Genomic DNA, 22,627 nt, shown 5'->3' on the forward strand with positions numbered 1-22,627 from the left:
GGGGATTCGTGCCGAATACAAGAAAATTCGGCATCTTCGCGAAGGGTCCGTCATGAGCATTCCCGTCGAATCCGCCGAAACGCCCTCCGCGAGCGTACCCGCCGGCGCATTTCCTCTGAGTCCCGCCCAGTACGGCATCTGGATCGCTCAGCAACTCCTGCCCGACGTTCCCTTCGTGATCGCCCAGTACGTCGAATTCCACGGCGATCTCGACCCGGACCTGGTGCGCTGGGCCTCGGCGACGGCAGGACGCGAGTTCGAGACGGTGTTCCTGCGTCTGCTCGAGGTGGACGGGCGACCCTTCCAGCTCGTCGACGAACACGTCGGATTCGACACCGAGGTGCTCGACTTCCGTGACGCACCCGATCCGCGCGCAGAAGCCGAGGAATGGCTCCGTCGGGACGTGGAGACACCCGTCGACCTCCTGTCCGACCGGCTGTGCCGGATCGTCCTCCTCCGGATCGGCGACGCGCACCATCTCGTCTACGTCAAGGCACACCACGTCGCGCTCGACGGCTTCGGGGCCATGATCCTGATCCGTCGCGGCGCCGAACTGTATTCCCAGGCGCTCGAGAGCCGGGCGACCGACACGCCCGTGCCCCGGGCGAAACCGCCCGCCTCGCTGCGGTCCCTCTACGAGAAGGACCGGCAGTACCGTGCGTCCCGACGATTCGCCGCAGACCGTGACTACTGGACCGAACGCATCGTCGGCCTCCCCGGTGCGGTCGAGACCACCGACGTTCCTCCCACGGCGCGCACGCTCACCGCCGAGACGGAACTGCCGGACACGGTCGGTACCGGACCGGACGGGACCCGCGACGCCTCCGCCGCCGTGGTGCTCGCGGCCGCCGCCTGCTTCTTCTCACGTCTGTCCGGCCGGCGCGAGGTGGTCGTGAACATCCCGGTCTCCGCCCGCACCACCGCCGAACTGCGCCGCTCCGCCGGGATGCTCGTCAACGTCGTTCCCCTGCGGATCCGGGTGGATCCGGACGAATCGGTCGACGATCTCGTCCGCCGCACCCAGGTCGAACTGGTCGGGGCCCTACGTCATCAGGCCTGTGGCCTCGACGACATCCGCCGCGCCGGTCACGAAGCCGTGTCCAGGTTCTCGGTACCGCTGGTGAACGTCATGCTCTTCGACCAGCAGCCGAGGGTGGGGGATGTCGCGGGCATCCCGCACGTGCTGTCCCGCGGTCCGGTGGGGGACCGGCTGATCACCGTCCACCGTCGCAGCGCACCCACCGGCACCGTCGTCGAGTTCCGGGCGAACCCCAACCGGTACCGGCAGGACGAGATCGACGCACAGTGCGCACGATTCACCGAGATACTCGACGAGTTCACCACTGCGGACCCGGCGATGCCGCTCGGCTCGATCCATCCGCCGAGTGCCGCGGCGGCCGCGCCGCGCTACGAGGCGACCGCCCTGCTCGAACACTGGGCCACGGTCCTGGCCGGTGCCCCGACCCCACCCGCGCCCCTCCCCGGCGGGGGTGGGGCCGGGGCACCCGGGTCGTCCCACCGGTGGGCGGAACACACCCGCCGGCTCGACACCGATCTGCTCCGCGCCCTCGACACCACCGCCGAACGGTACGGTGCCGACACGTCCACCCTCGTGCACACCGCCGTCGTCGTCCTCCTCGCCCGCACGACCGGCGTCGGTGACATCGTCCTCGGATGTACGGTGCCCCCCGCATCCGGCGCGGTGCTGCCGGTGCGGGTCCGCACGCAGCCGCAGCGGACGTTCTCCGAGCTGCTCACGGACGTCCGCCGGACCGTCGAGGACGCGCTCGCCCACGCGGCCGTGCCCCTCCCGGCTCTGCTCGAGGCGCTGGCCCCCACCCGCGACGGCTCCCGGGCACCGTTGTTCCGCGTCACGCTCGACCGGGCCGACGACACCGGCCCGGGCGCGGACGACACCGCGCGCGGGGCGGTGGAACTGGGATTGTCCGTCCCCGATCGGCACAACCCGCTCCGGATCCGGTACGCCTCCGACCGGTACACCGCGACCGAGATCGCGCGGTTCGCGCAACGCTTGGAGACGCTCCTGGCGGCCGCCGTTGCCGACCCGGCCGCACCCGTCGGCGACCTCGACCTGCTGGGCCCGGCCGAACGGCGGGCCCTCGTCCCCGCGAGCGGACCACCCGCCGAACCGGTGCGGCTGCTGCCCGACATCCTCGGCGACGCCGTGGCACGTGCCCCCGAGGCCGATGCCCTCTCGTGCGGCACCACCCGGCTGTCCTACCGGGAACTCGACGAACGGTCGAACCGGCTCGCCCGCCTGCTCGTCGACCTCGGTGCCGGACCGGACCGGACCGTCGCGATCGGTATGTCGCGGTCCGTCGACTCGGTGCTCTCGACCTGGGCCGTCGCCAAGACCGGCGCCGCCTTCGTACCGATCGACCCCACCTACCCGCGCGAGCGGATCGACTTCATGCTGCGCGACTGCGGGGCCGTGCTCGGCCTGACCACCCGGGCGGAACGACTGCAACTCCCCGATGCGGTGCCGTGGACGGTGCTCGACGACCCCGACGGGACCGCAGCACGGGCACATCACCCCTCCGGCCCCGTGACCTCCGCGGACCGGCGGGCGACCCTGCACCCCGACCACGCGGCCTATCTCATCTACACCTCGGGTTCGACGGGGCGCCCGAAAGGCGTCGTGGTCACGCACCGGGGCCTGGCGAACCTGGTCGCCTGGATCCGCACACTGGCCGACACCGACGCCCGGGTCTGGCACGGCGCCTCCCCGAGCTTCGACCTGGCGGTCCTCGAGCTGCTCACGGCCGTCGGCGCAGCGGGCCACCTGGTGGTCGGGCCACCACACCTGTCCGGAACCGAACTCGCCGAGGCCATGCACGCCGAGCGGATCACCCATCTGTGCATCCCGCCGGGGGTGCTCGCCACCCTCGATCCCGACAGCCTGGAGGACCTCTCCGTCGTCGTCGGAGGAGAGGCCTGCCCGCCGCGGCTGGTGCAGCGATGGGCCCCGGGCCGCCGCATGATCAACGGCTACGGCCCCAGCGAGACCACCGTGCAGATGAGCGCGGCCGATCTCGTCCCCGGCGAGCCCCCCGCCCTCGGTGGACCCGGACCCGGGTTCCGCGCCGTGGTCCTCGATGCGCGGTTGCAGCCGGTGCCGATCGGAGTGGCAGGCGAACTCCATCCGTCCGGTCCGGGACTCGCCCGCGGCTACCACCACCGGCCCGGGCTCACCGCCACCCGGTTCGTCGCCGATCCGTTCGGCGCCCCCGGATCCCGGATGTACCGCACCGGCGACCTCGTGTACTGGACCTCCGGGGAGGACGCGGGACCGGACGAACCGTCCGCACTTCGCCTGTCCTATATCGGTCGGGTGGACCTGCAGGTGAAACTGCGCGGCCACCGCATCGAGCTCGGTGAGGTGGAAGCGGCGTTGCTGAACCGGCCCGACATCGCACAGGCCGCAGCGGTGATCCGGAACGACACCGGAACCGAGCAGCTGGTGGCCTACGTGGTGCCGGAGGACGGGCGGACTCCGGACGCCTCCGCGCTGAAGGCCGCGCTCGCGGACCGGCTGCCCGAGTTCATGGTGCCCGCCGTGGTGGCGCCCCTGCGGGCGATGCCGCTCACCGCGAACGGAAAGGTCGACCGGGCTGCCCTGCCCGCGCCCGACCGCCGCGCCGCGAGACGCCGGGCACCCCGGACACCCGTGGAACGGGCCCTCGTCGACGCCTTCGCCGACGTGCTGCACCGCTGCCCGGACGAGCTGGGTATCGACGACAACTTCTTCGCCCTCGGCGGCGACTCGATCATGGCGATCCAGCTGGCGGCGCGCGCGAAGGCCGCCGGACTGGTGTTCACCCCGCGGGACGTCTTCGACCACGAGACCGTCGCCGCGCTCGCCCGGGTCGCCGCGGACGGCCCGGCCACCGCGAGACCGGAGGAACCACCCGGGGGTGGAGTCGGCGAGGTTCCGCTCACCCCGATCCTGCAAGGGCTGCTCACCGGCGAGCGGTGCTTCCCCCGCTGCCACCGGTCCGTGCTCGTGCCGCTGCCCGACGGCATCCGGCCGGAGAACCTGACCGCCGCCCTGCAGACGGTGCTGGACCGGCACGACATGCTCCGCGCCCGCCTGTCCCGTGAAGCGGACCGCTGGTGTCTCGAGACCCGACCGGCCGGGGCCGTCCCCGCGGCCATGATCCTGCGGCACCGGCAGGTCGAAGCCGTCTCCGGGCCGGGCTTCGATGCGCTCGCCGACACCGAACTCGACGCCGCGACCGGGCGGCTGGACCCCATGGCCGGGGTGATGCTGCAGGCCGTCCACTTCGACACCGGCGCATCCTCCCGGCTCCTGCTCGTCGCCCACCGGACGGTGACGGACGTGGCCTCCTGGCGGATCCTGCTCACGGAGCTGGTCACGGCGGCAACCCGCCTCGACCACGGCCACGAACCCGACCTGGCGCCGGTCGGCACATCCGTGCGCGGCTGGGCCCACGGTCTCCTCGACGAGGCTCGACGCGGCACCCGCCGCGGTGAACTCGGGTTCTGGCAGGCGATGGCGGCCGGCCCGGATCCGCTGCTCGGCAGCCGACCGCTCGACCCGGCCGTCGACACCGGCGCGACGCTCGACACCGTCACCGTCGAACTGCCCGCTTCCGCCACTGCGCCGCTGCTCACCGCCCTGCCGGCGGCCTTCCACTGCGGGATGCTCGACGGGCTGCTGGCCGCCCTGGCCGCGGCCGTCACGGCCTGGCGCGCTCGGCGCGGTACCGACCTCCCACAGGTGACGCTGAGCCTGGCACGACCCGCGCGGGAGGAACAGGCGGTACCGGGCGCGGACCTGTCCCGCACGGTCGGCTGGTTCACCACCACCCATCCGGTGCGCCTCGACCTCGCCGGCGTCGACCCGCGCGCGGTCGCCGAGGGCTCCGCCGCGGCCGGGCGTGCCGTCAAGGCCGTCAAGGAGAACCTCCGGGCGATCCCCGACCACGGGATCGGCTACGGCATCCTCCGTTACCTCGACGACGAGACGCGAGCAGCACTCGAACCCCTGCCGGCCCCGCAGATCGTCTTCGACTGTCCGGGCCGGATCACGAACCCGGGGCCGGACACCGGGCTCGGCGCCGTGCCGGAACCCGGCCTCGAGTTCGGGGGCGGACTCGATCCGGAACAACCGGCACCGGCAGTGCTCTCGATCGACGCCGGGATCGTCGACGGCTCCGACGGACCCCGGCTGCGCGCCGGCTTCGCCTACGCCACCGGCGTACTCGAGCGCGAGCACGTCACCGAACTCGCGGAGCTCTGGTGTGACATGCTCACCGGCCTCGCTCGTCACACCACCACGCCGGGCGCGGGAGGCCGCACACCCTCGGACCTGCCGCTGGTCCGCCTGAGTCAGGAGCGGATCGAGGAACTGGAACAGCGTCACCCCGATCTCCAGGACGTGTGGCCGCTGACCCCGTTACAGGCCGGATTCTTGTTCCACGCCGTACAGACCGAATCGGTCGATGCCTACACCGTGCAGATGATCCTGCATCTCGGCGGGACGGTCGACTCCGCACGGCTGCGGCGCAGTACCGCCGCGCTGGTGGCTCGGCACCCCAACCTGCGGGTGAACTTCGTCATGGACGCCTCCTCACCCCCCGTGCAGGTGGTGCACACGCAGGTGGACGTCCCGATCCGCGAACTGGATGTGAGCGAGGCGGACACGGCGACCCGGGCGGCCACCCTCGCCCGGGTCCGGGACGAGGACCGCACACGACGATTCGACCCGGGACGCGGTCCGCTGATGCGGTTGAGCCTGGTGCGGATGGGCCCGGACGACGTGCGGGTGGTGTTCACCAACCACCACATCCTGCTCGACGGTTGGTCCACCCCGTTGCTGCTGAAGGAACTGCTCGCGCTCTACGTCACCGACGGGGTCACCACCGCACTCCCGCCGGTGCCGCCCTACCGGGACTACCTGGACTGGCTGACCCGGCAGGACACCGACGCCGCCCGCGCCGCGTGGGCACGTCGTCTCGGCGGTCTCGATCGCCCCACGCTCGTCGCACCGGCGGCCCTACGGGCACCCGTCGAGGCCCTGTCCGAGGAGACGAGCCTCGTGCTGGACCCGGCCACGACCCGGCGCCTGGAGACGTTCGTCTGCGCCCGGGCCACCACTGTCGGAACCCTCGTGCAGACCGCGTGGGGAATCGTGCTGTCCGGGCTCACCGGGCGGGACGACGTCGTGTTCGGCAGCACCGTCTCGGGGCGGCCCGCCGAGGTCCCCGGGATCGAGGAGATGGTCGGGCTGTTCGTCAACACGGTGCCGGTCCGGGTCCGTCTCGACGCCTACGAGACACTCGGGGCGCTGGTCGACCGGGTCCGCGCCGAACAGGCCGAACTGGTGGACCGGCACCATCTCGGCCTGGCCGACATCGCCCGCGTCGCCGGGCCCGCCGCCGGTTTCGACACCCTCACGGTGGTCGAGTCCTATCCCGTCGACCACGCGGGCCTGTCCGAGGCCGTCGACGTCGCGGGGATGTGCGTGCACGAGGTCACCGTGCGCGACTCCGGGCACTATCCACTCACACTCGTCGTCCACCCCACCGACCGGCCGACACTGCGGTTGACCTACCGTCCGGATCTGTTCGACGTCACCACCGCCGAACGGATCGTCGCCCGGGTGGCCCGGGTCCTGACCCTGCTCGTCACCCGGCCGGACGCGCCGCTCGGTCGGATCCGTGTCGCCGACGAGGTCGCACCCGCCACGGCATCCCCGGCGCCGGGTGGGGAGCGGACGTGGACCGAGCTGCTCGACGACTGGACGAGCCGGGTACCCGAGGCCGTCGCGGTGGTCGACGACGGCTGCCGGTGGACCTACGCCGAGCTCGATTGCCGGGTGAATCAGGCTGTGCGGCTGCTGATCTCGAGTGGAGTGGGACCGGAGACGCCCGTGGTCGTCGCGATGCGACGCTCCTTCCTGCGGCTGGTCGCGATGCACGCGGTGCTGCGCGCCGGAGGGGTGTACGTGCCGGTCGATCCCGATCATCCCGCCGAGCGCACCGCGGCGGTGCTCACGGCGGTGCGACCGGCCCGCGTGCTCGTCGACCGGCCCGAACCCGCCCTTCCCGTCACCGCTCCGACGCTGTGCGTGCAGGAAGCCACCCTCGATGCGTTCGATGCCGCACCGGTGACCGACGCCGACCGCGTGGCGCCCGTGCGCACCGACAACTCCGCCTACGTGATCTTCACGTCCGGGTCGACCGGAACTCCGAAGGGGGTGGTGGTGACGCATCGCGGCATCGCCCACCTGGCGCACCGGCTCGCGACCGTGGCAGATAGCGATTCTGTTGTGGCACAGTCGATTTCGCCGGTCTTCGATGCGTCGCTGCTGGAATCGGTCGTGGCGTTCTCGGCGGGCGCGCGGCTCGCGGTGGTGCCCCCGGGAATCGACGCCGGCGACGCACTGGCCCGGGTCCTCGCCGCCACGGACGTCACCCACCTCTACACCACACCGGCGGTGCTCGCGACCCTCCGGCCCGAGGACCTGCCGGCGTTGATCTTCGTGAGCGTCGGCGGCGAGACGTGCCCTCCCGCCCTGGCGCAGGCCTGGGCCGGCGATCACCACATGGTCGCCGGATACGGGCCCAGTGAGACGACGGTGATGTCGAACCTGCTCGACCCCCTCGTCGCGGACCGGCCCGTCACGATCGGCACTCCCATGCCCGGCTTCGTCGAGTACGTCCTCGATTCGCGGCTGCAGCCCGTCCCGGATGCGGCGGTGGGGGAGATGTACCTCGCCGGTCCGGCCCTGGCCCGCGGCTATCTCGGGCGGCCGGGGCTCACGGCGAGCCGGTTCGTCGCCGATCCGTTCGGGCCTGCCGGCCGGCGGATGTACCGCACCGGGGACCTGATGCGCCGTCCCCCGGGAACCGGTGACGCCGAGTACGTCGGGCGTACCGACCTCCAGATCAAGCTGCGGGGCCTGCGGATCGAACTGCAGGAGGTGGAGGAGACCCTGGTCCGGCACCCGGCGGTGGCGCGGGCGGTGGTCGTCGTCCGCGACGACGGCGCCGGCGACCGGCTCGTCGGCTATGTGGTCCCCATCGGGAGCGAGGCGATCGGGACCGCCGAGCTCCTGCAGTTCGCCGGCGCGCGGCTGCCCCGCTACATGCTGCCGACGGCCCTGATGGTGGTCGAGGACCTTCCCATCACCGCGAACGGCAAGATCGACCGGTCGGCGCTACCGGCGGTCCCGCCCACCCGCGCCCCGTACCGTGCGCCGGAGACACCCACCGAACGGCTCGTGGCGCGCGCCTTCGCCGCGGCACTCGGCCTGACCGGGATCGGCGCCGACGACGACTTCTTCGAGCTCGGCGGTACCTCGCTCGGTGCCGCCTCGGTGGTCTCGGCGCTGCGCACCGAACTGGACCGGGACGTCCCGGTGTCGCTGATCTTCCGGGCGCCCACACCCGCGGCGCTGGCACGTGTTCTCGACGATGCGGCGACCACCCGGATTCCCGTCACGGGGTTGCTCGACGTCCTGATCACCCTCCGCGGGCAGGGCCGGCGGACCCCGCTGTTCTGCGTGCACCCGGCCATCGGACTGTCGTGGGTGTACACGGGACTGCTGCGGTATCTGCCGGACCGCCCGGTGTACGGGCTGCAACTGCCCTTGTTGTCCGGCGGGCCCGCCTACGGAAGCCGCGCCGAACTCGCCCACCGCTACGTCGAGGAACTGCGCGCGGTGCGCCCGCACGGGCCGTACGCGTTGCTCGGCTGGTCCCTGGGCGGTCTTCTCGCGCACCACATGGCGGTCGAGTTGCGGGTGCAGGGGGAGGCCGTCGACCTGGTGATCCTCGACTACTACCCGGTGCCGCAGGTGCGTCGCACCTTCACCCTCGCGGGGATGCTGACCGGTCTGGGAATCGATGTGCCGGGCGATGACGAGCCGTCGTACGAGGACGCCGCCGCGGCGATCGACCGCGCCGTCGGCCACAGGACAGGTCTGTCCGCCGCCGGCCTCCGGCGCATAGAGCGGGTCCTCGCGGAGTCGGACCCGGGCGGGACGGACCTCGGCCTCGGAAGTTTCGACGGGGACCTGGTGTTCTGCGCCGCGGCCGGTTCCCTGGACGCGGGCGAGTCACCGGGGACGTGGCGGCCGTGGATCTCGGGGACGATCACCGAGCACGTCGTCGACTGCGACCACGACCACCTGATGACGCCGGAGCCGCTCACGGTTATCGGGCCGATCCTGGCCGACCACCTCGATGCGGACTAGTCGGAGACGGGGGACCGATCGGGATCGGTCAGGGCGTCGAGCGCGGAACCCGCGGGTTCGGGAAGCCGCGCCTCGAGCCACAGCCCTCCGAGCCCGAGCGCGATGCACACGGCGGTCACCACCATCAGGCCCGGATGGGTCTGCCCGGTGAGCGCGTCGCCGAGCAGCACGACCGCGACGGTGCCGGGCATGATGCCCACGATCGTGGCGAGAGTGTACGGCAGCAGTCGCACCGACGAGACCGCGCAACAGCAGTTCACGACGAAGAACGGCGCCGCCGCGATCAGCCGGAGCGAGCCCACCGCGAGCCAGCCGCGCCGCGCCAGCCGCAGGTCGATCGCCTGCGCCTTCGGGTGTGTCAGCCGTTCGGCGACGGCCTTGCGGCCCACCGCCCGCACCAGCAGGAACGCCAGGACCGCACTGACCGTGCTCGCTGCGGCCGCCACCGAGATGCCGACGACGCTGCCGAACAGCACCCCGGCGCTGAGGGTGAACACGGTGCGGGGGATCGGCGCGATCGTCGCGATCGCGTGCACGGCGAAGAAGACCAGCACGAGCGCGGGCCCGTGGAAGGACTCCGACCACTCGCGGATCTGCCCGATCGACGGGTGCGGCACCACGAGCGCCGCGGCGACGAGCAGCGCCAGCAGGACGAGGATGCCGAGAACTCTGCGGTCTGCGATAAGCCTCGTCACGGGTGCTCAGACTACCCGTCGCCCCGCAACGGGTTGCCCCCGTGCGGGGGCGGGTGGGGCGCAGGGTACCGTCTCGTCGGACGCGTTCGTTATCGATCGTTAGAGAATCTGTGGTGATCCCCACAACGCCGCCTCGGTGTGTGGGGCTAGCATCACAGCAGCGACGCCCTACCCTGTTCCGGGGTCGTCCGTCTCCGGCCGACAACGCCGTCCGAACCACAGCCTGCAAACCCGCAGTAGGAGGAATCGCACGTGTCATTAGCTGCAGAAGCCGAGGATGCCGCGCGCGCATATGCGCAGTGGCAGGACGCGGTTGCGGGAGTGCTGGCCAAGTCCCGGCGCGTCGATCCGGCGGAACTCGGCCCCGAGCCGCAGCGCCTGCTGGAGACCACGACCTACGACGACGTCACCGTCGCCCCGCTGTACAGCCGCCGGGACGAGCGCGACGAGCCCCCGCTGCCCGGTGAGTTCCCGTACGTGCGCGGCGGCTCGGCCACCCGTGACGTCAACACCGGCTGGCTCGTCAACGTCCGCTTCACCGGCACCGACGCGGCCGCGGTCAACGAGCGCATCCTCGACGCCCTGAACAACGGTGTCAGTGCCCTGTGGCTCGAGACCGGCGCGGGCGCGGTCCCCGTGGACACCCTGGCCACCGCCCTCAACGGCGTGCTGCTCGACCTGGCGCCGGTCACCCTCGACGCCGGTGCCGACACCGTCGCCGCGGCGACCGCCCTCTACGCCCTGCTCGACGCCCGCACCGACGTCCAGGACTGCGCCGCGGTGCGTCTGGCTCTCGGCGCCGCCCCGCTGACCAGTGCCTTCTCCGGTCGCGCCGACGTCACCCTCGCCGACGCGACCGAGCTGGCCCGCACCGCCGGCGAGCGCACCGAGACCGTCCGTGCGATCACCGTCGACGGCACCGTCTTCCACAACGCCGGCTCCTCCGACGCCGAGGAACTCGGCGCCGCGATCGCCGCGGGCATCGAGTACGTGCGCGAGCTCGTCGCCGCCGGGATCCCCGCCGCGGCCGCCCTCGCCCAGCTCGAGTTCCGTCTCGCCGCGACCGACGACCAGTTCCAGACCATCGCCAAGTTCCGTGCCGGCCGCCAGGTGTGGGCGCGGATCGCGCAGGTCGTGGGCGCCCCCGAGGCGGGCAACGCGCCGCAGCACGCGGTGACCTCCGCCGCGATGATGGCCCAGCGCGACCCGTGGGTGAACATGCTGCGCACCACCCTCGCCGCCTTCGGTGCCGGTGTCGGTGGCGCCGACGCGGTCACCGTGCTGCCCTTCGACGCGGCCCTGCCCGCCGGTGTGCTCGACGTGTCCGAGTCGTTCTCGGCGCGCATCGCCCGCAACACCCAGCTGCTGCTGCTCGAGGAGTCCAACCTCGGCCGGGTCCTCGACCCTGCCGCCGGCTCCTGGTACGTCGAGGAACTCACCGCGAAGATCGCGGAGAAGGCCTGGTCGTTCTTCCAGGAGATCGAGGCGGCCGGCGGCTACCGCGCCGCGCTCGACGCCGGGCTGATCGCCGAGCGCATCGCCGCGACCCGCGCTCGCCGCGAGACCGACATCGCGCACCGCAAGTTCTCGGTCACCGGTGTCAACGAGTTCCCGAACCTCGCCGAGAAGCCGTTGCCGGCCGGTGCCGCCGAGGCGGGGGAGATCGCCGCCCGCTACGCCGCTCCGTTCGAGGCGCTGCGTGACCGGTCGGACGCCCACCTGTCCGCCCACGGTGCCCGCCCGCGGGTGCTGCTGGCGCCGCTGGGCCCGATCGCCGAGCACAACGTGCGCGCGACCTTCGCCACGAACCTGCTCGCCGCCGGTGGTATCGAGGCGATCAACCCCGGCCCGCTCGATCTCGGCTCGGACCTGTCCGGGCTCGTCGGCGAGACCGGTACCGGCGTCGCGGTGCTGTGCGGCACCGACACGCGTTACGGCGAGGAGGCGGCCACCGCCACCGCGGCGCTGCGCGCCGCCGGCATCTCCACGGTGCTGCTCGCCGGACCCGAGAAGGTCGTCGGGGACGCGCAGGGCGACAGCCGCCCGGACGGCTTCCTCAACGCGCGGATCGACGCCGTGGCGGCCCTCTCCGACCTGTTGAACACTCTGGGAGCGTAAGTGAGCATCGAACACGAAATCGGCAGTTTCGCCGACGTCCCGTTGACGGACCCGGCGGCGCCGGCGTCTGCCGCTCCCACCGCGGAGCAGGCCGCCGCGCTCGTCGAATCCGTTGCCGCGGCGAACAATTACAGCCCCGACGAGGTCGTGTGGACCACGCCGGAGGGCATCGACGTCAAGCCGGTCTACACCAAGGCCGACCGCGACGCCGTCGCCGCCGAGGGTCATCCCCTCGACAGCTATCCGGGTCTCGCGCCGTTCCTGCGCGGCCCGTACCCGACCATGTACGTCAACCAGCCGTGGACCATCCGCCAGTACGCGGGCTTCTCCACTGCCGCCGAGTCCAACGCCTTCTACCGGCGTAACCTCGCGGCCGGCCAGAAGGGCCTGTCGGTCGCCTTCGACCTGGCGACGCACCGCGGCTACGACTCCGACCACCCGCGCGTCCAGGGCGACGTGGGTATGGCCGGCGTCGCGATCGACTCGATCCTCGACATGCGTCAGCTGTTCGACGGTATCGATCTGTCGCAGGTGTCGGTGTCGATGACCATGAACGGCGCCGTGCTGCCGATCCTCGCGCTGTACGTCATCGCCGCGGAGGAGCAGGGCGTCAAGCCCGAGCAGCTGGCCGGAACCATTCAGAACGACATTCTGAAGGAGTTCATGGTCCGCAACACCTACATCTACCCGCCGAAGCCGTCGATGCGGATCATCTCCGACATCTTCGCGTACACCTCGGCGAAGATGCCCCGGTTCAACTCGATCTCGATCTCCGGCTACCACATCCAGGAAGCCGGTGCGACCGCCGATCTCGAGCTGGCCTACACCCTCGCCGACGGCATGGAGTACATCCGTGCCGGTCTCGACGCGGGCATGGACGTCGACAAGTTCGCGCCGCGTCTGTCCTTCTTCTGGGCGATCGGCATGAACTTCTACATGGAGATCGCCAAGATGCGGGCCGGCCGCCTGCTCTGGGCCGAGATCGTCGACAAGTTCGGTGCCAAGAACGCGAAGTCGAAGTCGCTGCGTACCCACTCGCAGACCTCCGGCTGGTCGCTCACCGCGCAGGACGTGTTCAACAACGTCGCCCGCACGTGCATCGAGGCGATGGCCGCGACTCAGGGCCACACCCAGTCGCTGCACACCAACGCCCTCGACGAGGCGCTCGCGCTGCCCACCGACTTCTCGGCGCGCATCGCCCGCAACACCCAGCTGCTGCTGCAGCAGGAGTCGGGCACCACCCGCCCGATCGACCCGTGGGGCGGCTCCTACTACGTCGAGTGGCTCACCCACCAGCTCGCCGAGCGGGCCCGCGCCCACATCGCCGAGGTCGAGGCCGCCGGCGGTATGGCCCAGGCGATCTCGGAGGGCATCCCGAAGCTGCGCATCGAGGAGGCGGCGGCCCGCACCCAGGCGCGCATCGACTCGGGCCGCCAGCCGGTCATCGGCGTCAACAAGTACCAGGTCGACGAGGACGCCCAGATCGAGGTCCTCAAGGTCGAGAACTCGCGCGTGCGCGCCGAGCAGATCGCCAAGCTCGAGCAGCTGCGCGCCGAGCGTGACGAGGAGGCCACCCGCGCCGCCCTCGACGCGCTGACCCGCGCGGCCGCCGCCGAGAGCAACGGCCTCGAGAACAACCTGCTCGCGCTCGCCATCGACGCGGCCCGCGCCAAGGCCACCGTCGGCGAGATCTCCGAGGCGCTGGAGAAGGTCTACGGCCGTCACCAGGCGGAGATCCGTACCATCAGCGGCGTGTACCGGGACGAGGCCGGCAAGTCCGGCAACATCAGCGCTGCGACCGCTCTGGTCGAGAAGTTCGCCGAGGAGGAGGGCCGCCGCCCGCGCATCCTCGTCGCGAAGATGGGCCAGGACGGTCACGACCGAGGCCAGAAGGTGATCTCCACGGCCTTCGCCGACCTCGGCTTCGACGTCGACGTGGGACCGCTGTTCCAGACCCCCGAGGAGGTCGCCCAGCAGGCGGCCGACAACGACGTGCACGTCATCGGCGTGTCGTCGTTGGCCGCGGGTCACCTGACGCTGGTTCCTGCCCTCAAGCAGGCACTGGCCGAGGTGGGCCGCGAGGACATCATGGTGGTCGTCGGCGGCGTCATCCCGCCGGGTGACTTCGACGAGCTCTACGCGGCCGGTGCAGCGGCGATCTTCCCGCCCGGCACCGTGATCGCGGATGCGGCGACCGGTCTGCTGACCAAGCTCGCCGCGCAGCTCGGCCACCAGCTCGAGGGCTGAAGGCACAATGAGTGACACCTCGGTCGACGCACCGAAGACCCGTCGGCGTCCCGTCGACGTCGACGCCCTGGAACGGGCCGTGCTCGCCAACGAGCGAGCCGGCCTGGCCCGGGCGATCACGCTGATCGAGTCCACCCGCGACGACCACCGGGAGCAGGCGCAGCAGCTGCTGCTGCGCCTGCTCCCGCACGCGGGCAACGCCATCCGGGTGGGCATCACCGGGGTGCCGGGGGTCGGCAAGTCCACCTTCATCGACGCCCTCGGCATGTACCTGCTCGAGCAGGGACACCGGGTCGCGGTGCTGGCGGTGGACCCCTCCTCCACCCGCACCGGCGGGTCGATCCTCGGTGACAAGACCCGCATGGCACGGCTCGCGGTGCAGCCCGACGCCTTCATCCGGCCGTCCCCGTCCGCGGGCACGCTCGGCGGTGTCGCCAAGGCCACCCGCGAGACGATGGTGCTGCTCGAGGCGGCCGGTTTCGACGTGATCCTCGTCGAGACCGTCGGTGTCGGGCAGTCCGAGGTGACCGTGGCGAACATGGTCGACACCTTCTGCTTCCTGACCCTGGCCCGCACCGGCGACCAGCTGCAGGGCATCAAGAAGGGCGTGCTCGAACTCGCCGATCTGGTGGCCGTCAACAAGGCCGACGGGGAGTTCGAACGCGACGCGCGGGTCGCCGCCCGCGAACTCGCCGGTGCGATGCGCATGGTGCATCCGCACGACGCGATCTGGAAGCCGCCGGTGATCACCATGAGCGGCATGACCGGCACCGGTCTGGACACCTTCTGGAACACCGTGCTCGAGCACAAGAGGGTGCTCACCGAGGCCGGCCTGTTCGAGGAGAACCGGCGCCGCCAGCAGGTGGACTGGACGTGGACGATGGTGCACGACCAGCTGCTGCGCCGCCTCGAGACGTCCCCGCGGGTCAAGGCGATCCGGGGCGACGTCGAGGCGTCCGTGCGGGACGGTTCGCTCACCGCGGCCCTGGCCGCCAAGCGCCTGCTCGACGCCTTCGACGGGGTGGACGACACCGCCTCGGGCACGTCGGACGGCCGGGATTCCTGAGCCCGTGAGCCGCCGCGCGATCGCCGGCACCGTCTTCGGTGCGTGCGCGATCGGCGCGGCGGCTCATCTGCTTTCGCAGCTCGTCGCGCCGGAGTCGGCGTTCACCGATGTCTCGCAGTGGTTCCTCATGCCGCTGCTCGCGGCCGGGCTCGCGCTCGTCACCTCGGCCCCGCGCAGCCGTCTCGTCGTGTCCACCCTTGTGGCACTGGGATTTTCGTGGCTCGGTGACACCGCGCCGGATCTCGTCGACGGCGACGCGTCGTTCCTGGTGCTCGTCGGTTTCTTCCTGTGCGCCCAGCTCACCTACATCGTGGGGTTCCTGCCCTACCGGACCGCGAGCGTGCTGCGCACCCGGCCGTGGGTGGTCGGTCTCTACGCCGTCGCGGTCGTCGCGATACTCGCCGTGTGCGTGTCCGCCGCAGGGATTCTCGTCGTCCCGATGGCCGTCTACGCGTCGTGCCTGGCGGCGATGGCGATCCTGGCGACCGGGGTGTCGCGGCCGGCGGCGATCGGCGCGGTGCTGTTCGTGGTCTCCGACGCGCTCATCGCCGTCCGTGCCTTCGTCGACGCGGAGTTGCCCGCCATGGGGTTCTGGATCATGGCCACCTACATCGCGGCGCAGGCGCTGATCGTGCGCGGCGTGCTCACCGCACACGATCAGCGGGTGTTACAGACCCAGTAGCTGCTTGGCGACGGCCACGGCCGCGGGGGCATCCAGTGCCGGCGCATCGCCCCATCGGCCCCCGGAGATCGACACCTCCACGTCGGGGAGCTGCACGTGGGTCACCGAGACGGCGGCCACCGCGATGGCCTCGTCCAGGGTGTAGGCGATACCGCCCGCCTCCTCGACGGCAGCATCGGGGACCGGCACGAGACCGCCCGCCCCGAGGTCGCTCGCAGTGGGGACGGGACCCGCCGACGGGGCCACCGTGATCTCCACCGAGCGGATCTCGGCGAGGCTCGTGGCGCTGTCCGGGGTCTCCCACAGGCACAGGACGCCGAACTCGTCGACGGTGCTCGACGGCTGCAGCGCCAGGCCCTCGATGTAGGGGGCGACGGCGGGTGCGACGTCGTCGCAGCTCGAGAAGCGGTCCAGGATGTCGCCGTCGAGCGCGCTCGCACCGGCGAGGGCGTCGGCGTCGACGGTCGCCGTGGAACCGGAAGTCGAGGAATCGGATACCGGCGACTCGGAAACCGAATCGTCGGAGGAACAGGCCCCGAGGAGCAGAGCGCCGGCGAGGGCCGCGGATGCGACCGCGTAACGGGTGTGGTTCACACGGGGCATCGTAACTACCAGTACGAGCGGTATGTGATCTTGGTTCTCCGTTGCGGTCGCGGTCCGCGACGCCGCTCTCCTACAGGCCCAGAAGAACCTTGGCGACCTCGACGCCACCGGCCGGATCGAGCACGACCTGCGTGTCGCGGCCGCTCACCGTGATCGACACCGACGCCCGCGGCAACTCCACTCCGGTCGCGGTGACGGCGGTGCCGGGCATGTTGATCGGCATGCTGTGGGCGAAGCCGCCCACCGCCTCGATCCGCTCGTCCGGGATCGTGACGAGCCCGGTCTTCGCGGCGGTCGCGGAGGTCACCGTCTCGGGATCGATGGAGATCTCCACCGAGCGGATCCCCGCGGGCGACTCGCCCTCGGGGGCCTTCCACTCGCAGAACACCTTCGTCCGGTCGACGGTGCTGCCGGGGGACAGGACCAGGCCGTCGACGTAGGGGGCGATCGTGCCGCCGACGGCCTCGCAGGTGGGGAAACGCTCGGCGACGCTCACGAGATACGGGGACTCGGACGCGGTCGTGCTCGCGGATCCGACGTCGGCGGCATTGCGGATCTCGGGGTTCTCGTCGCCGGACGAACAACCGGCCAGGATCAGGCCGCCGGCGAGAACGACGGGGACACTCTTGTGTATCGGGTTTTGTCGCACGCGGGCATGATAGCGATTATGTCGGCCCGTCGGGCATCCGTCGTGACCAGGCGGAAAGACCGCGATTTTCGTTGTGGCGCGGCACCTTCGGGGTCAGTTCGCGGGCGTGCCGGAGGGTGTTTCCGCGGGCTCGCGCAGCACCGCGGGGGTGGGTTCGGCGAGCGGTTCGAGCGAGCCGTCCTTCTCCGCGCGGGTGAGCCGCGACCGCTTCCACGACACGGTCAGCAACGCCACCCACGCCGTGAGGATCAGGGCGTAGACCGCGGCGAGCCCACCGCCGGTCAGACCGGCCGCACCGGCGAGCTTGTGGGCGTTGGTCAGCACGATGACACCACCGACGCCCGTGCCCAGCAGCGTGGCGGGCACCCGGCTGACGAGCCAGGCCGCGACCGGCGCCGCGATCGCCCCGCCGAGGGCGAGGCCCGCGACGATGACGAGATTGCCGAGCGACTCGTGCCCGAGCCCGAACACGAAGCCCGCACTCGCGGCCAGGGCGACGAGGAACTCCGAGGCGCTCACCGACCCGATGACGGTGCGCGGGGCGGTCTTACCGCGGGAGAGCAGGGTGCTCGTGGTGATCGGGCCCCAGCCCCCGCCGCCGCTCGCGTCGATGAACCCACCGAAGAAGCCCAGCGGCGACAGGAACTTCGCGGTGTGCGGGGAGGTGCGGGCGTGCGCGACCGCGGGCGGGCGCACCGAGAACCGCAGCGCCACGTACACCCCGATGGCCAGCAGGATCCCGGCCGTCACCGGTTCGGCGGCCTTCGTCGACAGCCCGGACAGCACCGTCGCACCGAGGAACGCGCCGATCGCACCCGGCACGCCCAGCCGCAGCACGACCTTCCAGTCGATGTTGCGGAACCGCCAGTGCGACGCGCCGGACACGAGAGTCGTGCCGACCTCGGCGAGGTGCACCGCGGCGCTCGCGTGCGCCGGACCCACCCCGCTGAACAGCAGCAGGGTGGTGGCGGTGACCCCGAAGGCCATGCCGAGGGCGCCGTCGACGAGCTGGGCGCCGACGCCGACGAGGGTGAAGACGAGCAGATTCAACATGCAGTGCTCCGAAAGCTGGAAGTACCCGGGGAAGACGGACGAGCGCCGAAGCGCTCAGCAACACTCCGGGGTACGACACAGGCAGTCGAAGCAGGCGCCGCGACGGGTGGGCCAGAAGGACATCAGCGCGAGGCGAGAGGCCGGAGCCGTCTCGAAGCCCGTCGCGTGCATGTCGTCGTCCTTGCTGTCGGTCGCGGTGGCGAATAAGAATCCGGTCGAGCATAACCCTGGTGCGGGCGCAGGGCACCTCAGGGGTGGACTCGCCCAGGGGGGGATCAGGTCAGGCGCCGCACCCCGATCTCGAAGCCCGCCGCGCGCAACCGGTCGGTGAGCACGTCCCCGAACGCGACCGCCGGGGTGAGCACCCCACCCCCGGCGTGCAATTCCGCGCCGCCGACCGCCAGCGACAGCGCCGACTCGGCAAGCATCACCGCGGTCGCCTTGTAACCCGGATCGCCCTTCGCCGCGAACCGCGCGGTGTAGCGCGCCCCGGATTCGGTCGTCGTGTACAGATCGGCGATGAAGAAGCCGTTCTCCCGGACCTTCTCGGACGGGCCCTCGCCGGGCTTCGGCAGCAGCCGGTCCAGCACGAACCGGGTGGGCGGGAACATCAGCCCGGCCGCGAGCGCAGCGGTACCGGCACCGACCAGACCGGCGAAGAGCGGCGACAGCGGCGACGACCCGACCCCGACGACCTCGCGGTAGCGGAACCGCCGCCCGTACGCCCAGTCGCGCAGCGCGTTGCTGCGGCGCACGATCCGGGTGTTGTAGGTGGCCATGACGAACGGCGCGGTGCGGCCCTTCAGTTCGGGGGAGATCGCCTTGCCGTCGAGCATCACCAGATCGCTCTGGCGGCCGAGATCGGGTTCCTTCGACGGATCCGGCGACAGCGAATAGGGCCGGGCGGCGAGCCTGCGTGCGTCCGCGTCCTTGCGGACCACGTCGAGCTGCTGGCGCAGCGAGTCGATCGTGCCGCCGCTGACGCCGCCGCGGAAGGCACTGAGTACGAAGGTGGTGTCGAGGAGCGGCCCGGTGCCGTCGGCCGCCGCGGCCCGGTACAGGGCGTGGACCCCCAGATCGGAGGGGATCGAGTCGAACCCGCACGAGTGGACGATGCGGGCGCCGGTGCGGCGCGCGGTCTCGTCGAACCGGTCGATGCTCTCCCGGTGGAAGAGCACCTCACCGGTGAGGTCGACGTAGTCGGTGCCGGCCTCGGCGCAGGCCTGCACCAGCGGCATGCCGTAGCGGGCGTAGGGGCCGACGGTGGAGATCACCACGCGGGTGGACTCCGCCAGCGCGGTGAGGGAGGCGGGGTCGTCGGCGTCCGCCTCGGCGATCCGCCAGTCGACGCCGAGTTCGGCGGCGAGCTTCTCGAGTTTGCTGCGGGTGCGGCCCGCGAGCCCGACGGCCACACCGGCCGGGAGGTGCTCGGCGAGATAGGCGGCGGTGAGGCGGCCGACGAATCCGGTCGCGCCGTAGACGACGATGTCGAGATCCCGGGAGGCAGTCATGGCCCCACCCTACTCACGGGTAGCTGCCGGATGCGAGCTTCCTCACACGATCGGCCCGCTTCGCCCGGCGCCACACCCCGACCCAGGAGACGACGACACACGCGGCGGCCAGTGCCCGCACGAGCCCGAGCGCCGATTCGGGATAGATCACCCCGGTCAGGTAGTGGTCGATGAAACCGTTCGGGTCCAGACCGGCCTGCCCGGCCGAGCGTCGCGCCCAGTTCTCCACATCGGTGAGCGGGCAGTCGAAGCCCACCAGGACCGACGCACCACCCCAGAGCACCGCGGCCACGTGCAGGACGATGGTGCGCGGCCACCGCCACGCCAGGAAACCACCGAACGCGACGTAGAGCACGAACAGCAGATGCACGCATGCCGTGAGGTCGGCGATCACCCGGAACGCCATGTCCCCAGCGTAGATCGGAGGACCGGCGTGCGGGAGGACCCTAGTCCTCGGGCTTGATCACCAGCACCGGCACGGACGACTCGGTGATCAACCGCTGCACCGCCCGCTCCACCAGGAACTTGCCGGTCGCGGTGCGTCCCCGGCTGCCGATGACCACCCGTTCGGCGCCGCTGCGCTCGAGCAGCTGCACGGTGGTGCCCACCGGGTCGCCCTCGTGCACCTCCGAGAGCAGCTCCCAGCCGTTGTCCCCGGCCACCGCGGTCACCTGCTCCCGCACCGCCTCGGCCTCGCCGGGATCGTCGAGGGGGTGCAGCACCACCAGCGGCTGGTTCCGGTCGGCGGCCTCGCGCACGGCAGCCCGCAGTGCGACGCGCCCCTCCGGGGTATCGGCGTGAACGACAGCGACAGACATGACTCTCCTCGAGCGGGAACCGACAACGGCGTCCATTATCTCCACCCCGGCGGGGTGGCGGCCACGCGCACGGGTGTGGAACCGGTCTCCACAGCGGGCGGCGTGTCGGCCCGGTCTCGCCGGACCGCTGCCGCACCGGATCACCAGGGGACGCGGCGGTAGTCCTTGAGGAAGCAGCCGTACACGTCCACCCCGGCCTCGCCCTGCACGATCGGGTCGTAGACGCGGGCCGCGCCGTCGACGAGATCGAGCGGGGCGTGGAAGCCCTCCTCGGCCAGCCGCATCTTCGTGTGGTGCGGCCGCTCGTCGGTGATCCAGCCGGTGTCGACGGAGGTCATGAGGATGCCGTCGGTGAACATGTCCTCGGCGCTGGTACGGGTGAGCATGTTCAACGCCGCCTTGGCCATGTTGGTGTGCGGATGCCCGGCCCCCTTGTACCGGCGGCCCCCGAACTGTCCCTCCATCGCGGAGACGTTGACGACGTACTTGCGGCGCGCCGGGGACGCGGCGAGCACCGGCCGCAGCCGGTTGACCAGGATGAACGGTGCCACCGAGTTGCACAGCTGCACCTCGAGCAGTTCGAGGGGCTCGACCTCGCCGACCGTCTGCACCCAGCTGTTGGTGTCCACCAGATCGGGCAGCAGCCCACCGGCGTCGACGGCCACCCCGGCGGCGATCCGCTCGGGCGTGGCCGACCCGGCGACCATCGCCAGGGAGGTCAGCGACTGCGCCGTCAGTTCCGCGGGCAGCGATCCCGCCAGCGCGGCGGGATGCGCGTCGGACGGCTTGCCGAAGGTGAGCACCTCCGGGCGCGGACCCGCGGGCAACGGATCGGCCTCGGCCTCGGCGAGCGCCGAATAGGCGCCGGGGGAGCGGCGCACCGTCTGGGCGGCGTTGTTGATGAGGATGTCGAGCGGGCCCTGCGCGGCGACGTCGTCGGCGAGCGCCACCACCTGTGCGGGATCACGCAGGTCGATGCCGATGATCCGCAGCCGGTGCAGCCAGTCGGCGCTGTCCTCGAGGGCGGAGAACCGGCGGATCGCGTCATTCGGGAAACGGGTGGTGATGGTGGTGTGGGCGCCGTCGCGCAGCAGCCGCAACGCGATGTACATGCCGATCTTCGCGCGGCCGCCGGTGAGCAGGGCGCGCTTGCCCCGCAGGTCGGCGCGGGCGTCGCGCTTGGCGTGGTTCTCCTCCGCGCAGGACGGGCACAGCTGGTGGTAGAAGGCGTCCACCTGGGTGTACTTGTCCTTGCACACGTAGCAGTGCCGCGGACGCAACAGGGTGCCGGCGCTGGCCCCGCGGACGGTCGACACCAGCGGCAGCCCCGCGGTCTCGTCGTCGATGCGGGTGGGGGAGGCGGTGGCGGTGGCGGACAGCACTTCCCGGTCGGCGGCGACCCGCTGCTTGCGGGCCTCGTTGCGCCGCAGCCGCTTGAACTTCTTGAACATGTGGCCGACGGCGCGCTGGACGGTGATCGCATCCGGATGGTCGGCGTCGAGGCCGGCGGCCTGGTCGAGCACCCGCAGGCAGGTGGCGAGATCGTCGGGATCGATACGGGTGACGGTTGCGGTCTCGGCCGCGTGCGGGGTGTCGCTGTGGAGGTTCATCTGCCTTTTCCGGTGTGGTGCTGTATCCCCGATCGTATCGGGCATGATGAGCGTGTTCGTACGCCCCTGAGCTGTATGGAGGAACACAGATGGCGAGTCCGCGCCTGCCCCGCAAGAAGAAGTTCTCCGAGATGAGCCGCCCCCAGCAGGTGTTCGTGGTCGTGCTCGCCGTCGTGCAGATCACGCTCGCCTCGGCTGCCTGGATCGATCTCGCGAAGCGCCCGGCCGACAAGGTCAACGGCAGCAAGGCGCGCTGGGCGCTGACGATCGCGGTGAACTTCGTCGGACCCATCCGGTACTTCCGTTCCGGCCGGCGCGACTGAGCCCCGAC

General features: G+C 71.5%; 14 protein-coding genes. 6 read left to right on the forward strand and 8 right to left on the reverse strand.

Features of this window, described 5'->3' with window-relative positions; translation table 11 throughout:
• The first annotated feature begins 52 nt into the window (after window positions 1-52).
• Entirely contained in the window at window positions 53-9,244 is a 9,192-nt protein-coding gene (locus OED52_RS10205) for a non-ribosomal peptide synthetase (RefSeq protein WP_264154507.1), read from the forward strand.
• On the opposite strand, the gene OED52_RS10210 is transcribed toward OED52_RS10205, so the two are convergent.
• Window positions 9,241-9,939 carry a TVP38/TMEM64 family protein gene (locus OED52_RS10210; RefSeq protein WP_264154508.1) on the reverse strand — a complete coding sequence of 233 codons (699 nt, stop codon included), beginning with the start codon at window positions 9,937-9,939 and terminating at the stop codon, window positions 9,241-9,243. The two genes, OED52_RS10205 and OED52_RS10210, sit on opposite strands and share 4 nt — an antisense overlap.
• Window positions 9,940-10,191: 252 nt before the next feature.
• On the opposite strand from OED52_RS10210, the gene mutA reads away from it, so the two are divergent.
• Genes mutA through OED52_RS10230 form a run of 4 tightly spaced genes read left to right on the forward strand, consistent with a single transcriptional unit; the run spans window position 10,192 to window position 16,052 of the window.
• Window positions 10,192-12,057, forward strand: coding sequence for a methylmalonyl-CoA mutase small subunit (gene mutA / locus OED52_RS10215; protein WP_264154509.1), 1,866 nt, complete (start codon window positions 10,192-10,194; stop codon window positions 12,055-12,057).
• Complete coding sequence (gene scpA / locus OED52_RS10220) at window positions 12,058-14,304, forward strand: methylmalonyl-CoA mutase (RefSeq protein WP_264154510.1); 2,247 nt, start codon at window positions 12,058-12,060, stop codon at window positions 14,302-14,304.
• Between the two features lie 7 nt (window positions 14,305-14,311).
• A complete protein-coding gene (gene meaB, locus OED52_RS10225) occupies window positions 14,312-15,370 on the forward strand; it encodes a methylmalonyl Co-A mutase-associated GTPase MeaB (RefSeq protein WP_264154511.1) in 1,059 nt (352 codons plus the stop codon).
• A gap of 4 nt (window positions 15,371-15,374) precedes the next feature.
• Complete coding sequence (locus tag OED52_RS10230; protein WP_264154512.1) at window positions 15,375-16,052, forward strand: lysoplasmalogenase; 678 nt, start codon at window positions 15,375-15,377, stop codon at window positions 16,050-16,052.
• Here the strand turns inward: OED52_RS10230 and OED52_RS10235 are convergent.
• The 7 genes from OED52_RS10235 to OED52_RS10265 all read right to left on the reverse strand — a co-directional run bounded on the left by OED52_RS10235 (window position 16,038) and on the right by OED52_RS10265 (window position 22,296).
• Window positions 16,038-16,655, reverse strand: a complete 618-nt coding sequence (locus OED52_RS10235) for a hypothetical protein (RefSeq protein ID WP_264154513.1) — start codon at window positions 16,653-16,655, stop codon at window positions 16,038-16,040. The genes OED52_RS10230 and OED52_RS10235 overlap by 15 nt on opposite strands.
• Window positions 16,656-16,725: 70 nt before the next feature.
• On the reverse strand, window positions 16,726-17,304 hold the full coding sequence (locus OED52_RS10240; protein ID WP_264154514.1) for a hypothetical protein: 579 nt from the start codon (window positions 17,302-17,304) through the stop codon (window positions 16,726-16,728).
• Between the two features lie 93 nt (window positions 17,305-17,397).
• Window positions 17,398-18,357: a sulfite exporter TauE/SafE family protein gene (locus tag OED52_RS10245; protein WP_264154515.1), complete on the reverse strand. Its 960-nt coding sequence runs from the start codon at window positions 18,355-18,357 to the stop codon at window positions 17,398-17,400.
• Window positions 18,358-18,632: 275 nt separating this feature from the next.
• Complete coding sequence (locus tag OED52_RS10250; RefSeq protein ID WP_264154516.1) at window positions 18,633-19,868, reverse strand: saccharopine dehydrogenase family protein; 1,236 nt, start codon at window positions 19,866-19,868, stop codon at window positions 18,633-18,635.
• 13 nt (window positions 19,869-19,881) lie between these two features.
• Window positions 19,882-20,274: a DUF2784 domain-containing protein gene (locus OED52_RS10255; RefSeq protein WP_264154517.1), complete on the reverse strand. Its 393-nt coding sequence runs from the start codon at window positions 20,272-20,274 to the stop codon at window positions 19,882-19,884.
• Window positions 20,275-20,314: 40 nt separating this feature from the next.
• On the reverse strand, window positions 20,315-20,686 hold the full coding sequence (locus OED52_RS10260) for a universal stress protein (protein WP_264154518.1): 372 nt from the start codon (window positions 20,684-20,686) through the stop codon (window positions 20,315-20,317).
• Window positions 20,687-20,826: 140 nt separating this feature from the next.
• Window positions 20,827-22,296, reverse strand: a complete 1,470-nt coding sequence (locus OED52_RS10265; protein WP_264154519.1) for an SDR family NAD(P)-dependent oxidoreductase — start codon at window positions 22,294-22,296, stop codon at window positions 20,827-20,829.
• 89 nt (window positions 22,297-22,385) lie between these two features.
• Here OED52_RS10265 and OED52_RS10270 point away from each other — a divergent pair, with 89 nt between their 5' ends.
• Window positions 22,386-22,619: a PLDc N-terminal domain-containing protein gene (locus tag OED52_RS10270; protein WP_264154520.1), complete on the forward strand. Its 234-nt coding sequence runs from the start codon at window positions 22,386-22,388 to the stop codon at window positions 22,617-22,619.
• The last annotated feature ends 8 nt before the right edge of the window (window positions 22,620-22,627 follow it).

Origin of the sequence: Rhodococcus sp. Z13 (assembly GCF_025837095.1) — a bacterium.
Classification (GTDB): domain Bacteria; phylum Actinomycetota; class Actinomycetes; order Mycobacteriales; family Mycobacteriaceae; genus Rhodococcus; species Rhodococcus sacchari.